This window comes from Pantoea brenneri (genome assembly GCF_038594305.1).
GTDB classification, from domain to species: domain Bacteria; phylum Pseudomonadota; class Gammaproteobacteria; order Enterobacterales; family Enterobacteriaceae; genus Pantoea; species Pantoea brenneri.
Genome location: NZ_JBCGBG010000002.1, coordinates 212,145 through 227,473, shown reverse-complemented (window position 1 = coordinate 227,473; position 15,329 = coordinate 212,145). Strand labels below are relative to the sequence as shown.

The 15,329-nt window shown below is 55.2% G+C and carries 9 protein-coding genes and 2 pseudogenes; 6 read left to right on the top strand and 5 right to left on the bottom strand.

Annotated elements, in window-relative coordinates; translation table 11 throughout:
- Positions 1-17: 17 nt before the first annotated feature.
- Both malQ and malP read right to left on the bottom strand, forming a co-directional pair.
- Complete coding sequence (gene malQ, locus AABB92_RS11850; protein ID WP_046289304.1) at positions 18-2,093, bottom strand: 4-alpha-glucanotransferase; 2,076 nt, start codon at positions 2,091-2,093, stop codon at positions 18-20.
- An 8-nt stretch (positions 2,094-2,101) separates the two neighbouring features.
- Complete coding sequence (gene malP, locus AABB92_RS11845) at positions 2,102-4,504, bottom strand: maltodextrin phosphorylase (protein WP_031374378.1); 2,403 nt, start codon at positions 4,502-4,504, stop codon at positions 2,102-2,104.
- Between the two features lie 284 nt (positions 4,505-4,788).
- Between malP and malT the strand changes: the two genes are divergently transcribed.
- The gene (gene malT, locus AABB92_RS11840) at positions 4,789-7,491 is read left to right on the top strand and encodes an HTH-type transcriptional regulator MalT (protein WP_046289305.1); all 2,703 of its coding nucleotides are present in this window, start codon (positions 4,789-4,791) and stop codon (positions 7,489-7,491) included.
- Between the two features lie 337 nt (positions 7,492-7,828).
- Here malT and AABB92_RS11835 read toward each other — a convergent pair whose 3' ends face one another.
- On the bottom strand, positions 7,829-8,368 hold the full coding sequence (locus AABB92_RS11835) for a P-loop NTPase family protein (RefSeq protein WP_031374379.1): 540 nt from the start codon (positions 8,366-8,368) through the stop codon (positions 7,829-7,831).
- A gap of 323 nt (positions 8,369-8,691) precedes the next feature.
- A complete protein-coding gene (locus AABB92_RS11830) occupies positions 8,692-9,525 on the bottom strand; it encodes an oxidoreductase (RefSeq protein ID WP_031374380.1) in 834 nt (277 codons plus the stop codon).
- A gap of 104 nt (positions 9,526-9,629) precedes the next feature.
- Here AABB92_RS11830 and AABB92_RS11825 point away from each other — a divergent pair, with 104 nt between their 5' ends.
- From AABB92_RS11825 to AABB92_RS11810, 4 genes and pseudogenes are all read left to right on the top strand, one after another.
- Positions 9,630-10,550: an AraC family transcriptional regulator gene (locus tag AABB92_RS11825; protein ID WP_031374381.1), complete on the top strand. Its 921-nt coding sequence runs from the start codon at positions 9,630-9,632 to the stop codon at positions 10,548-10,550.
- A gap of 110 nt (positions 10,551-10,660) precedes the next feature.
- Positions 10,661-10,912, top strand: a pseudogene (locus AABB92_RS11820) (EamA family transporter); the annotation flags it as partial.
- 246 nt (positions 10,913-11,158) lie between these two features.
- Entirely contained in the window at positions 11,159-11,623 is a 465-nt protein-coding gene (locus tag AABB92_RS11815; protein WP_031374383.1) for a GNAT family N-acetyltransferase, read from the top strand.
- A 524-nt stretch (positions 11,624-12,147) separates the two neighbouring features.
- Positions 12,148-12,585 (top strand): annotated as a pseudogene (locus AABB92_RS11810) (VOC family protein).
- A gap of 217 nt (positions 12,586-12,802) precedes the next feature.
- Here AABB92_RS11810 and AABB92_RS11805 read toward each other — a convergent pair.
- A complete protein-coding gene (locus AABB92_RS11805; protein WP_031374384.1) occupies positions 12,803-13,753 on the bottom strand; it encodes an AraC family transcriptional regulator in 951 nt (316 codons plus the stop codon).
- Positions 13,754-13,861: 108 nt separating this feature from the next.
- Here AABB92_RS11805 and AABB92_RS11800 point away from each other — a divergent pair, with 108 nt between their 5' ends.
- Positions 13,862-15,085, top strand: coding sequence for an MFS transporter (locus AABB92_RS11800; RefSeq protein ID WP_046289306.1), 1,224 nt, complete (start codon positions 13,862-13,864; stop codon positions 15,083-15,085).
- Positions 15,086-15,329 lie beyond the last annotated feature (244 nt).

The following is a 15,329-nucleotide window of genomic DNA, read 5'->3' as shown; positions in this document are numbered from 1 at the left end:
TTTCTTTCAATCAGCCTTTATCTCTTAGCGAGGCGTTTTCGGCGAGCCGTCAGATCACGCAGCAGCGAGTCGGTGGCGGGATCGCTGAACAGCGTTTCCAGCGTGGCGCTGAGCTTACGTCGCCAGTTCGGATACTCGTCGCTGGTGCCGGGAATATTGACCGGAGCCGCCATATCAAGCCAGTCCTCCGGTTGCAGACCCAGCAACGCACTGTGGCTGTCCGCCAGATACCGCTGCATCGCCCGGTTCAGGGCTTTGCTCATCTGGGTACGGCGTGCATCGCGTCCGGCACGTTTGGGCAGGGCACCGACCCGGTGCAGACTGTGCAGCAACGCCTGCTTCGCCCGCAGCCGATCCTGATACAACCCGGCCAGCACCACCTTGTCGGGGTAGAGGCCAAGCCGGTCTCCGGTGGTCAAATCATCGCTCTGCCACCAGCCTCGCAGCGTCGGGAGATCGTGGGTGGTGGCCACCGCCATCGCCTGACGCGGCCACTCGGCCGGCGGACGAAAACCCTGAGCTGAAGTCTGCTCAAAATAGAGCACCTTGTAGGAATAAACCCCGCCGTCACGCAGCTTATCGACAATGGCCTCCGGCACGGTGCCAAGATCTTCGCCGATCACCATGCAGCGGTTGCGCTGACTTTCCAGCGCCAGTATCGCCAGCAGATCATCAATCGGATAGTGCACGTAAGCGCCGTTAGCAGCGCCCTGACCGGCAGGGATCCACCACAGGCGCAGTAACGCCATCACGTGATCGATACGCAGCGCACCGCAGTCTCGCATGTTGGCACGTAACAGGGCGATCCACGGCTGCCAGGCCCGCTGCCGCATCACCTGCGGATCCATCGGCGGCAAGCCCCAGTCCTGACCGCGCGGGCCCAGAATATCGGGCGGTGCGCCGACGCTGGCATCCAGGCAGTAAAGATGGCGCTCGCTCCAGGTTTCGGCCCCGCCTTGCGCTACGCCGACCGCCAGATCGCGATAGAGTCCAATCGGCATCTGCTGCTGCTGACAGCACTGCCAGCAGGCGGCGAACTGCCGGGCGGCCAGCCACTGTAACCACAGCCAGAATCGCACCTGGTCGCCGTGCTGCTGAAGAAACTGCTGCACCGCCGGACTGTCGGGCTGCTGCAACGCCTCCGGCCATACCGGCCAGCCCCAGCGCTGGCTATCCTGCGCCATCTGGTCGGCGTGCAGCGCATCAAACAACGCCTGATGTAACAGGCTTTCGCCGCCCTGCTGAACAAAGTCGTTGAACGCTTTTACCTCCGGGTCGGCGGCATCGCGCTGCCCGAACTGCGGCCAGGCTAAGCTGAGCGCATCAATTTTGAGCCGGGTAACGGCCGGATAATCGACCCACTCAGCCGTACGCGCCTGCTCAAGAGCCTGCCGTGTGTCGGCCTGTTGCCACCACGCCTGTGCCGCAGGCGATTGCTGAAAATCCGCCACCGCCGCCACATCGATGTAAACCACATTCAGCCAGCGGCGCGACGAGGGACTGTAAGGGCTGGCACTGTCAGGCGTAGCCGGGAACAGCGCATGGATCGGATTAAGGCCGATAAATGCGCCGCCGCGTGCGGCTATGGCCGGCAACATCCGGCGTAAGTCGCCAAAATCACCGATCCCCCAGTTCTCTGCCGAACGCAGGGTATACAGCTGGACGCAGGCACCCCATAAAGCCTCACCCGCCATCAGCGCGGGCGGCTCATAGCAGCGCGGCGGCGCGATAATCAGCTGGCAGGACCACTGCTGATGTGCCTGCTGCAGCGACAGCTGATGATAGCCCTCTGCCAGCGGCGGCAGATGCAGCGGTTGCCCGGGCTGGCAACGCCCGGCGGTGATTTCACCCGACTCGCGGGTGAGCTGCCAGTGCGCGTCCGTGCTGAGCTGCGGGGCGAGACTCAGTACTTCGCCGCTGCGAAAAATCGCCACCGGCGGCAGCGGCGTGGTCGCCGGTCGCGGCGGCTGCATCACCGCCAGCAAACGCTGGCGGGTGTCGGTCGGAATCGCCTGCGGCTGGCCGTGGGCATTAATATACTCGGCGGCAATACCTGCCAGAGAAAACTGATCCAGTACCTGTTCGGTTTTCATGGCGTTCCTTAGCGCGTGGCTTGCCAGATGCGCTGCTGATAGTCGCGGATGGCCCGATCGGAGCTGAACATGCCGCAACGCGCGGTGTTAAGGATGGTAGCGCGCGTCCAGCCATCCTGATCGCTCCACAGCGCTTCCACCTGCGCCTGCGCATCCAGGTAGGGCTGAAAATCGGCCAGCACCAGATACGGGTCGCCGCCTTGCGGACCGAGGCTGTGCAGCATTTCCTCAAAGGCCGCGCAGTCGCCCTGACTGAAGGTGCCATCTTCCAGCGCCTGCAGCACCTGATTGAGCTGATGATCTTTCTTACGCCACTGCGCCGGGGCATAGCCGTCAGCCTTTAACGCCACCACCTGATCTACGGTGTGACCGAAGATAAAGATGTTCTCGCTGCCGACCTGTTCGGCGATTTCAACGTTAGCGCCGTCCAGCGTTCCGATGGTCAGCGCACCGTTGAGCGCCAGCTTCATGTTGCCGGTGCCGGAGGCTTCCTTACCGGCAGTGGAAATCTGCTCGGAGAGATCGGCGGCCGGGATCAGACGCTCTGCCACCGAGACGTTGTAGTCCGGCACAAACACCACCTTCAGACGGTTGCCGACCCGCGGGTCGTGGTTGATGGTTTCCGCGACTTTGTTGATGGCATAAATGATGTTCTTCGCCAGCGCGTAGCCCGGTGCCGCTTTGGCCCCGAACAGCACCACGCGCGGCACCCGATTCGCCTGCGGATCGGTGACCAGCGTTTGCCACAGCGCAATAATGTGCAGCAGGCTCAGATGCTGACGTTTGTACTCATGCAGGCGTTTAATCTGCACGTCGAACAGCGCCTCAGGATCGATCTCAATCCCGGTACGGCTGGCAACCCAGTTGGCCAGCGCCACTTTGTTCTGCTGTTTGATAGCGCGATATTCGGCGCGGAACGCCGCATCGTCGGCAAACGCCTCCAGGCCCTGCAGCGCATCAAGATCGTTCAGCCACGGTTTTTGCAGCGTTTTATCGATTAACGCGCTCAGGGCCGGGTTGCACTGATTGATCCAGCGACGCGGCGTGATGCCGTTGGTAACGTTATGGAATTTTTCCGGCCACAGCTGGTGATATTCCGGGAACAGATCCTGCACCACCAGTTTGGAGTGCAGGGCGGCAACGCCGTTTACCGCAAAGCCGCTGGTGACGCACAGGTTCGCCATGCGTAGCTGGTTGTTATGCACCAGCGCCAGCTTCGCCCATTTGGCTTCATCGCCCGGCCAGCGTGACTCAACCAGGGTTTTCAGTTGGATATTGAGGGTATTGATGATCATCATATGGCGCGGCAGCAGGCTGCGCACCAGACGCACATCCCAGCACTCCAGCGCTTCCGGCATCAGGGTGTGGTTGGTGTAAGCAAAGGTGTGCTGAGTAATCTGCCAGGCGCGATCCCAGCTGAGCTGATGCTCATCCAGCAGCAGGCGCATCAGTTCAGGGATCGCCAGCGTCGGGTGCGTGTCGTTGAGCTGAATCACTTCGTGATCGGCCAGCGATTCAATGCTGCGTCCGGCCTGATGATGGCGGCGCAAAATGTCGGCCAGCGCACAGGCGCACTGGAAATATTGCTGCATCAGACGCAGCTTTTTGCCGTTCTGATGATTGTCATTCGGGTAGAGCACTTTAGTCAGTTTTTCGGCGTCGATTCCCTGCTGTTCAGCGCGCAGGAAATCACCGTCGTTAAACCGGTTAAGATTGAACGGCTGCGCATGTTTCGCCTGCCACAAGCGTAACGGCTGAGTGACGCCGTTCTGGTAGCCCACCACCGGCAGATCCCAGGCTTCACCCTGCAGCACAAATGCCGGTTGCCAGTGCGGGCGTCCGTCGACGGTGGTAACTTTGCCGCCCAGACCTACTTCGACATTCAGCGCCGCATTATGGTTAAACCACGGATAGCGATCGCGCTGCCAGTCATCAGGGGTTTCGTGCTGCGCGCCGTCTTCAAAGCGCTGGCGGAACAAACCGTACTGGTAGTTCAGCCCATAACCGATGGCAGGCTGTCCGACCGTCGCCATTGAGTCGAGAAAACAGGCGGCCAGTCGCCCGAGGCCGCCGTTACCCAGCGCCGGATCGGTTTCATTTTCCAGCACCTCAGTCAGTGAAATATCCCAGCCCGCCAGCGCCTCATTGACCGCGTTGTACCAGCCGAGGTTCAGTAGATTGTTGCCGGTCAGCCGGCCAATCAGAAACTCCATCGACAGGTAGTTGACGTGGCGCAGCGAACTGTCTGCCGCAACCGGAGGCTGTGCCGCCAGCAGATCGGCCAGCGCGCCGCTCAGCGCCTGCCACCACTGAGCGTGAGTCATTTCACGCGCATCGCGCAGACCAAAACGTTGCCACTGACGCGTCAGGGCAGCAGTAAAATGTTCGGGGTTAAATACGGGCTGTGTCATGGTTGGTGTCCTGTCAGAACAGTAAATGGGTCAATGTGACACCAGTTTGCCCGTGCGACAGATAAGGCTCCTCCTCCTGAAGCGAATTAGACCAGGAGGATAGGGAGGGTGGAGAGGCTGAGGCTAATCTGAAAGCATGCCAGGAGTGTGATTTCGCGCGCTTTTGTAAAGTTTAGTTAATGGGTTTGCTTGCATTCACCAGGCGAATGGCTGAACGTGTGTAAGGAATAATTACGAAGCGTAAAATAATGATGCGCTTGACGTGAACGGAGAAACGTGCGCCCATGCTAATACCCTCAAAACTCAGCCGCCCGGTTCGCCTTGAAGGCACCGTCATCCGTGAAAGACTGCTGCAAAAACTGACCGCTGCCGGCAATTACCGGCTGGTGCTGATCACCAGTCCGGCGGGCTACGGCAAAACCACGCTGGTGTCGCAGTGGGCGGCGGGTAAAACGCATCTTGGCTGGTATTCGTTAGACGAGGGTGACAATCAGCCGGAGCGGTTCGCCGACTACCTGATTGCTGCACTGCAACAGGCCAGCAACGGCGGCTGTCCGCGCAGTGAATTACTGGCGCAGAAGCGACAATACGTTAATCTCAACGCCCTGTTTTCTCAGTTGTTTATTGAGCTGGTGGAGTGGCAGCAGCCGCTGTGGCTGATCGTTGACGACTACCATTTGATCACCAATCCGGTTATTCACGACGCGATGCGTTTTTTCCTGCGTCATCAACCCGAAAATCTGACCCTGATCCTGCTGTCACGAAATCTGCCCCAGCTCGGCATCGCTAACCTGCGGGTGCGTGAGCAGCTGATCGAACTCGGCAGCCAGCAGCTGGCGTTTACCCATCAGGAAGCGCGCCAGTTTTTCGACTGCCGGCTGGCCGCGCCGCTGGAAAGCGAGGAGAGCGGCAAGCTGTGCGATGACGTCGCAGGCTGGGCTACCGCGCTGCAGCTGATCGTGCTGTCGGCGCGCCAGGGTGCCAGCGCGGCACATGACTCGGCGCGGCGCCTTTCCGGCATCAATGCCAGCCATCTCTCCGATTATCTGGTGGAAGAGGTGCTGGATAATGTCGACCTGCCGACCCGCCATTTTTTACTCAAAACCGCGCTGCTGCGCTCAATGAACGATGAGCTGATCGCCGGTGTCACCCGCGAAGAGAACGACCAGATGCGGCTGGAAGAAATTGAGCGTCAGGGGCTGTTTTTACAGCGGATGGACGATTCCGGTTGCTGGTTCAGCTACCATCCGCTGTTTGGCAATTTTCTGCGCCAGCGCTGTCAGTGGGAGCTGGCGGCGGAGTTGCCGGCACTGCATCGGGCCGCAGCGGAAAGCTGGATGGCGCAGGGCTTTCCCGGCGAGGCGATCCATCATGCGCTGGCCTCCGGCGATGCCAGCATGCTGCGCGACGTGCTGCTGAAGCACGCCTGGACGCTGTTTAATCAGAGCGAACTGCCGCTGCTGGAAAACTCCCTGAAAGCGCTGCCGTGGGAGATGATGCTGGAAAATCCGATGCTGGTGCTGCTGCAGGCGTGGCTGATGCAGAGTCAGCATCGCTTTTCCGAAGTGGACAGTTTGCTGGCCCGCTTTGAACAGGCCAGCCGCTGCGAGATTGACGACGCGCTGCGCGGCGAATTTAATGCGCTGCGCGCTCAGGTGGCGATCAATGATGGCAACACCGATGAGGCGGAGCGACTGGCGAAAGAGGCACTGGATATCCTGCCCGCCAGCCGTCACTACAGCCGCATTGTGGCGACCTCGGTGCACGGTGAGGTGATGCATTGCAAAGGCGACTTAGACAATTCCCTTAACCTGATGCGCCAGACTGAACAGATGGCGCGCCGTGATGAAGTCTGGCACTACGCGCTGTGGAGCCTGATTCAGCAGAGTGAAATCCTGTTTGCTCAGGGCTTTTTACAGGCGGCCTATGAGATCCAGAGCCGGGCGTTTGTGCTGGTCGACGAGCAGCACCTGGCGCAGTTTCCGCTGCATGAATTTCTGCTGCGGATCCGCGCTCAGCTGCTGTGGGCGTGGGGACGGCTGGAGGAAGCAGAGCAGGCGGCACGCGAAGGCATCAAAGTACTGACCGGCTTTCAGCCGCAACAGCAGATCCAGTGTCTGGGGCTGCTGGTGCAGTGCTCGCTGGCGCGTGGCAATCTGGATAATGCGCGTAGCTACCTCAATCGGCTGGAAAACCTGCTGAATAACGGCAACTGGCACAGCGACTGGATCGCTAACGCCGATAAAGTGCGGGTGATCTACTGGCAGATGACCGGCGACAACGAGAGCGCCAGCAACTGGATGCGGCAAACGCCGAAACCGGCTTTCGCCAATAACCATTTCCTGCAGGGACAGTGGCGCAACATCGCCCGGGCGCAGATTTTACTCGGCGATGTCAGCCAGGCGGAAGTGGTGCTGGAGGAGCTGAATGAAAATGCTCGCGCCCTGCGGTTGATGAGCGATTTGAATCGTAACCTGCTGCTGCTTAATCAGATTTACTGGCAAACCGATCGCAAAGCCGACGCGCAGCGCACGCTGATCGAGGCGCTGAAACTGGCGCGCAGTACCGGCTTTATCAGTCATTTTGTCATTGAAGGCGAGATGATGGCTCAGCAACTGCGCCAGCTGATCCAGCTGAATACCCTGAATGAGCTGGACAATCACCGTGCCCGGCGGATCCTGCTGGAGATCAACAAATACCACCGTCATAAGTTCGCCCATTTTGATGAGGGATTTGTCAGCCGGTTACTCAACCATCCTGACGTGCCGGAATTGATCCGCACCAGTCCGCTGACGCAGCGTGAATGGCAGGTGCTGGGCTTGATCTATTCGGGCTACAGCAACGATCAAATTGCCGGCGAGCTGGCGGTGGCGTCCACCACCATCAAAACGCATATCCGCAATCTCTACCAGAAGCTGGGCGTGACGCATCGTACGGAGGCGATGAATCAGGTGCAATCGCTGCTGAAAATGATGGGTTACGTCTGACGACCTGGGTTGCTACCGGCGGGCATCCGCCCGCTTATGCTGAAGGGAAATCAGAAGTAAAAAGGTTAATGAGGAAACATCCCGCCTTCACCCCATCCGGATGATTCAACGGCGGCTGTTCAGACCGTCGTAAGAACCACCGCATATCAGCAAACCGGTTTTCATCTATAAAGCGCGCGTTGAAGTGGGGCAGACACTGCGCTGATGCAGACACCCATCAGGCTGGCCGCAGGACTGAATTCTGAAACAGGACATCCATCGCATGACCACAAAGCCCGGCTTCTCTGGTGATTACCCAATGACCTTACCGGCTCAGTCTCATCAACTACTGAAACATCTATTTGTTGAGATCCCAGCGTTGATAGCAGGCGTTAATCTCGCGGGGTAACGTCAGCATTAGCCGGGGGATCGTAATCTGCTCAAACAGCGTCCTGTAGCGAAGGCGGTTTGCAGGCGCAATAAGCGCAATGTATTTGAGCATCTCCCAGCTAACATTCTCCCTGCCGGTTTTGAGCCCGCCGATTCTGGGTTTTGATGAGTAACATCTGCGAATATAGCGCAGCAACGCTATCGGCACCGGTACATCAAGCAGGATTAGCCCTGTGGCACGTTCGAGTCGTGGATGTATGCATTTTGTATAGTTGCCCTCCATCACCCATTTTTCCTTTTGCACCGCCTCAGCATGTAACCGATAAAAATCCTCTGGTTTCCGGGGGACCCATTTTGAATCCGGCAGATGATGCAGTTGATCCAGATGGATTAAAGGCAAAGATGTTTTACGCGCTATCGCATCAGCCAGCGTTGATTTACCGCTGTTTGAGGGTCCCATAATGCAGATGCGTGGACCCAGTTCTTCCAGTGATAACGATGTATTCATAAATCAGTCCTTCAACGTTCCCGGAAAAAAACACAACTAAGGGTAACAATATTAATAGTTTAAAGTCTTTTTCGGTGCGGCGGCAGGCCATAAAAGGACGCCGGTTGGGGGCACTAACCGACAGGATTGCCAGGCGTCAGATTGTATACGGCAAGTTCAGCTTCTGCCGTTGGGTTACAGTCGGCGTTGAGCGCAGGGCGGACGCAATCGCACGAAGCGAAGTCCGTGCTGCAAAAGCATCAGCACTATGGCCCGCGCGAAATGGCCGTCAGTGCGACCGGCCATATAACGTGTTCCAGCGTACTCACTGTTTCAGTCGCGGATTAACCATCCGTTGAACGTGTTATTGCTTCCCACTGTTCCATTTCCTTGCCTAAAGCCGTGAGCTTTTGCCGCACTAAATGTAATGCATCACTGCCTAACAATAAATGCACTGGCGGGGTCTGGCTCTCAATGATTGCCAGTATGGCGCGGGCTGCCTTTACAGGATCGCCAGGTTGCTTACCGCTTTTTTCCTCACGAGCCTGGCGAATAGGATCAAACAACGCGTCGTAGTCCGGAATGCTGCGAACGCTGCGAACCATTGATCGCCCGGCCCAGTCGGTGCGAAACGAGCCAGGTGCCACGGCTGTCACCTGTATGTTGAACGGGGCAAGCTCTTTGCTTAACGTTTCAGATATTCCTTCCAGTGCAAATTTGCTGCCGCAGTAATAACTGATGCCGGGCAGGGTAATGAAACCGCCCATTGAGGTGATATTAATAATATGGCCACGACGGCGCTGGCGCATATCTGGTAGCACGGCTTTGATCATCGCCACTGCGCCAAACACGTTCACGTCAAACTGGCGGCGCATCTCTGTGATTGATGATTCTTCCATTATGCCTTCATGGCCGTAACCGGCATTGTTTACCAGCACATCAATCGGACCGACGTCAGACTCAATCTCGCCAACGACCTTATCAATACGCTCAAAGTCGGTGACATCAAGCAGACGGCCAAAAGCCCGCTGCACATTGAGCGCCTCGAAAGCCTGCTGTGCTTCGCGGGTGCGAACGGTACCCACCACCCGATGGCCTGCGGCGAGGGCTTCCTGTGCCAGCGCCTGACCAAAGCCGCTGCTGACGCCGGTGATTAAAATCGTTTTTACAGATGTCATAAAAAAACTCCCCTGAACTGTGGAAGTTGCATAGTATTTTATGTTCTGCTGCATTTTCAGGCCGTATCTTCTCTTTTTCTTGCCTGATTTTATGAGGTGCTGTGATGCCGGGGATGATGACCTTAGTGAAAGCACTGGCGGCGCAGGAGGGGTATAACCTTACTGCGTTGCCTGACGTGAGAATTTTGCGTGCCGATCGCCCGCTTGCCCGAACGCCTGTGCTTTACGATCCGGGGATCGTGATTGTCTGCCAGGGCAGCAAGCGCGGCTATTTTGGTCAGCAGACTTATTTATATGATGAACAGCATTATCTTGCAGTTTCGGTGCCGGTGCCGTTTGTGATGGAAACCGAGGCGTCAGCAGAACATCCGTTGCTGGCGATTTATATGCATCTGGATTTTCAACTGGCCGCGGAACTGATGCTGCAGATTGAACAACATGATGTCCCGCATCCTCCCGTCGCGCCGCAAAGCATGATGTCTAGCCCGATGGACGACGCGGTAAAAACGGCCGTGCTGCGCTTGCTTGAAGTCCTGAACAATCCGCTTGATGCGGCGATCCTCGGCCCTGCGCGGGTGCGTGAGCTTTATTACCGCGTATTGACGGGCGCACAGGGCAATGCAATGCGCGCCGCACTGGCCCTGCAGGGACAGTTTGGCAAAATAGGTAAAGTGCTGCAGCGCATCCATGCGACCTATGCTGAGCCGTTAACACTGACACAACTGGCGATGGACGCCGGCATGAGTGTGCCGACATTTCATAGCCATTTCAAAGCAATAACCCGGATGCCGCCGATGCAGTATGTGAAATCGGTACGCCTGCATCAGGCGCGGATGTTGATGGTGCGTCAGCAGATCACTGCCGCCGCCGCGAGTTATGCCGTCGGCTACGAAAGTCCGTCGCAATTTAATCGCGAGTTCAAACGCCTGTTTGGGCTGCCGCCGGCTGAGGAGATAAAACGCATGCAGCGTCACTTCGCCGTTCCGCCCGTACAGCAAGCGTCAGTATTTGTTTCATCGCATTAAGGTCTGTTCGACATAGCTGAATAAACCGTGACCCAGGCAACGTCTGATGTTGGCGCAGTATCGACGGCCACCAGGCACAGCGCGACGTACCAATGCCAGAAAATATCAATGCCATAAACATCGGGAGCTGGCTGGCGCTGGGCTATGTCTCCCTTTTCAGCATGCTGATCGGCTTCATTTTCTGGTACAGAGGATTAGCTACCGGTGGCATTACGGCTGTAAGTCAGTTGCAGCTGCTGCAGCCGTTTTTTGGCCTCGGGCTTTCCGCCTTACTGCTTTCGGAAACGGTGAGTCCTTTGATGCTGCTGGTTACGCTAGGGATCATTCTCAGCGTCATCGGTTCGCGCCGGTTCGCACGTTAATGAGCTGAATAATCTAAATGCTACCGTTCCGTAGACAACGTTTTCTTGTTGCACAAAGCGGCCTGATATAAGCGAAGGGTGAATCTTAGTAATAATGAGTTGGTGTAGTTTTGCTGGTTATTCTGAAATATCAACATTATCAGCGGTGGTCGATATTGATAGAAAAAAATTCTTTTAACAGAGACGCTTGAAAACCCGCGTTCAGGTGATATCTTCAGTGCATAATTACCTAATCAGGAAGAGAGCATGATTACTCTGAGGGATATGAATGAAGAAGAATTCGAAAGTTATCGTTCTCTTTTCATCAATGAATATGCGCAGGATCTACAAAAAAATCGGGAATATCGCCCTGAAAAAGCACGAGCCAAAGCCATAGAATCTATTGATACCGTGTTAACTAAAGGCGTTGCGACTCCAGCTAATCAGCTGTGGTGTATTCAACAGCTTGATGAACCAGAAGAGATTATTGGCATTCTGTGGCTGTCCCTCACCGGGTCATCAGCGTGGATAAGTGATTTCTACATTTATCCCGACTGGCGCAGTCGTGGATTCGGCGGTTTGGCCTTGAACGTAATGAAAACAGTGCTGAAAGAAATGGGCATCAATGAAGTCGGACTTAGAGTAGCCCCGAACAATGCCTCAGCCAAAGCACTGTATCATAACAATGGCTTTCATATTACCGGCATTAATATGACGCAAAATTTAAATTAAATCTTTTAGCTGGTTTAGATAAATTTCTTTTAAAACTAAAAATGATACATTTTTTAACACCCTGCCGTTCAGCGCTTCATAAAACGTTTGAATCAGTTTTTTGCGACATGCTGCTTTTTTTCAATAAAAAGTTGCGTAAATAACTGCCACTTAATCACAACTTATTTTACCGCCGTTTCAGCGCTATTTTTGACTGACTCCATCTCAGGAAAGGACTCAGCTTTGTGAGGTGCCGCTTCTGGCACAGAGTGGACTACGCCGCGCAAGCATGTCCGCTCCGAGCGAAAAGCGGACGAACGCAGGTTTTCTATAATTGATATAGGCTTGGGACGCAGTCGCGTATTTTTCTACAGGGATGAGTTAACGTGCATAGCTCTCACGGTGGATAATCATAAAGATATCATTCAGGCCAAGCTTAACTATATGTTTTGATCAGTAAATTACCTCCGCACTTATCGTGAAGTACTAAAGTACAGATTTCAGATAGTTCGGTGCTCATTTTTTGAAACTCAGCAGGTAATTTCATGATAAAAAGAGCGGATTACGTCGATTTTTCAGTTAAAAACATTGAAGAGTCACTACTCTTCTGGACTCATATTCTTGGAGGGGTGTTATTACGCGAAGGGAAAATGTCTGGGCCTATCATTGATGAAGTCACAGGCGCAAGGGGGGCTGATGTACGAATGGCGTTACTTGAACTGGCTGGTATTAAAATTGAATTACTGTAATACGATAACATTAAACAGCCAGAAGAACCTTCAGCACCCTACATCCCTGGCTATGCTCACCTTGCGTTTATAGTTGAAGACCTTGATACGCTCTTGAGCAAAGTATCGGAGTATGGCTGGAAAACACCAGGTAAACCTCAGGCGGTCTTATCAGGTCCCATGTAGGGAACCAGAGTAATATATTTACAAAGTCCCGATGGGCAGGCGCTAGAGTTAATGGAGCGCGGTCAATGAAGTCCACATGGCCTAACCCGTTATCTGCTTATTAAAAAAATGATGTTTGCAAGGTCCGCTCCTGTCACAAAGTGGACTGTCATCGGGCTGATGATCGCTATATGCCAGTAGCGGACACTGTTTTTAATGTGATTCATTTTGTTCTGCACTTCCTGGAGCACAAAGGAAGTAAAACCAGGTCGCGATTACTGCTATTCCCGCTAAGGATAAAACACCATTAGCTAAGCAAACGAACCGCGCCTGGAGACTTGCCCGTTACACGCTTAAAAGCCCGGCTGAAAGCAGCCTGAGAGGAGTATCCTAACCGTTGCGATGCGGTGTCGACGGTAATGTTTTCTGACGACAGCCAGCGGACAGCGAGATGCATCTTTACCTCCGTTGCATACCGTAGCGGTGGGACGCCGATAGTGGTCTGAAACCTTTCGGCGAATGCGGAGCGGGATATATGCGATTCGGCGGCGAGTTCTGCCACGCTCCAGTCGCGGCCCGGTTCGCGATGAATTGCCAGGATGGCCTGAGCCAGACGCGGATCGCGCAGTGCTGCAGCCAGGCCAGGGCTATTGCCGCAACCATCCTCCACCCATCCTCTGATAAACATCGCTCCAGCCACATCGGCAAGCCTGGCGAGAATACCTGCATAGCCCACGCGTCCGGAGCATATCTCACGCTTCATCGCATCAAGGATATGCATGAGTCCCGGCCACTTAATCCCGTTTGCATCGGCATGCATAATTTCAGGCAGCACATCCGCCAGCCGCTGCATGCTTCCCAGATCAATTTTCATACAACCAAAAAACAGCACAGCACCTGGCGTTTCCTGGGTACTCGGGCAGGTATCAATCCCACTCACTTTTTCATCGAGTGGTGCCGTTTCAATATTGTCGATATCAAGCACGTCGGCGGCTGTTGCCGACAAAAGCTGATGCCGTTCGCCGTGGGGAAGAAATACAGCCTCTCCGGCTGAAAGCGTAAGAACTTCACCGTTTGCACTATGGAGCACCATCTCCCCTACAGCGACGTAGTGCAGATAAGCATGACCGGGCCTGCTTGCGAAGTTCAGGCCAAACGTATCTCCCGTCTGGATACGCTGATATCGCACGCCGTATAGCCGCAGGCCGGAAAGCAGCTCGCTGATGAGTTCTGATGACAGAGCGAAGGATGAAGTCATATGCCTATTCGGGTTTTGGGTAAAAAAGTGAGGGGTTTAGAGCATAGATCATCCAGCTGCGCCTGAATAGACTTCTTCTCCTGAAACTATTTTCCAGGAGACTTAGAAATGACGGATGAAACTTCTATCAGGGTTCACAAAGAAAGAGTGCAAAGAGATGAGAAAATCCAGCCAGCCTGGCTTGCGGTTTTTTCGTTAACCATGGGTGTTTTTGGCCTGCTCACCGCAGAGTACCTGCCTGCCAGCTTATTAACGCCTATTGCACGGGATTTGGCTGTGTCAGAGTCTCTTGCAGGACAGGCCGTAACAGTGACGGCGGTGATTGCGTTATTTGCCGGATTACTGATACCGCGATTAACGCGTGCGCTGGACCGGCGCATCGTGTTGTTGAGCTTTACCGCCCTTATGATCTTCTCAAATCTGCTCGTGGCGCTCTCTTCAGGTATTGTCATGCTGCTGGCAATGCGCATCCTGCTGGGTATCGCGTTGGGTGGATTCTGGAGTATGGCAGCGGCGGTAGCGATGAGGTTAGTGCCGGAGAGGCTGGTACCGCGGGCGCTGTCGATCATTTTCAGTGGAATCGCGGTAGGTACTGTTGTTGCCGTACCACTGGGAAGTTATCTGGGCGAGATATCTGGCTGGCGTAGCGCATTTATTGCTGCTGCTGCGGTTGGCGCACTCTCTTTCATTTTTCAGTGGCTGACGCTGCCCGGAATGCCGCCGGTAGTCAGGACCAGGACGGCATCCGTATTTTCTCTGCTCCAGAGGCCGGGCGTGAGCGTGGGCATGCTGGGGTGCGTGCTTGCACACACCGGCCAGTATGCGCTGTTTACCTATATACGGCCTGCGCTGGAAGGACTGGCACACATTGACGCAAAAGGGCTGGCATTAATACTTCTGGTGTTTGGCGTTGCTAACTTTATCGGGACACTTTCGGCAGGGTGGCTGATGGAACGCAGCCTGCGTTTTACGCTGATTATTATGCCTGCTCTGGTGGGAGCAGCGGCACTGGGTATGATCACTCTGCCGTTATCAATAGCCGGGCTTACTGCGCTGGTCATGCTGTGGGGGATGGCATTTGGTGGTATACCGGTGGCGTGGTCAGGTTGGGTCGCCCGGACTCTTCCCGATGAGGCCGAGAGCGCAGGGGGTATGGTGGTCGCCGCCGTTCAATCCTCCATTGCTGCGGGTGCAGCAATAGGTGGTCTGATATATGGCCTCAACGGGGTGACGGGGGTGTTCATTACTGCAGCCTGTATCATGCTTACTGCTGCGCTGGTTATTGCATTCCGGGTCAGAGTCTCGTCATCAGCTGAAGGAACGCAAAACTGACCATTTCAGTGACATTTTAATAGGTCGGGACACCTCAATCGAACAGCTTAACATCCCCGGACCGCAAAGCGTTCCGGGCCTGCTGGCTGAGTCTGATGGCAAAGGGGCGGGTTAACTGCTGAATCTGGTTAACATGCGTTTTGAGCGAGGAGCGGAACATAAATAGCCGTCATCTCATTGACGGTTCTGTGGCTCCTTAGAGGATATGACTGCATTATCATCAGAATTTATCTTTGTCATACAT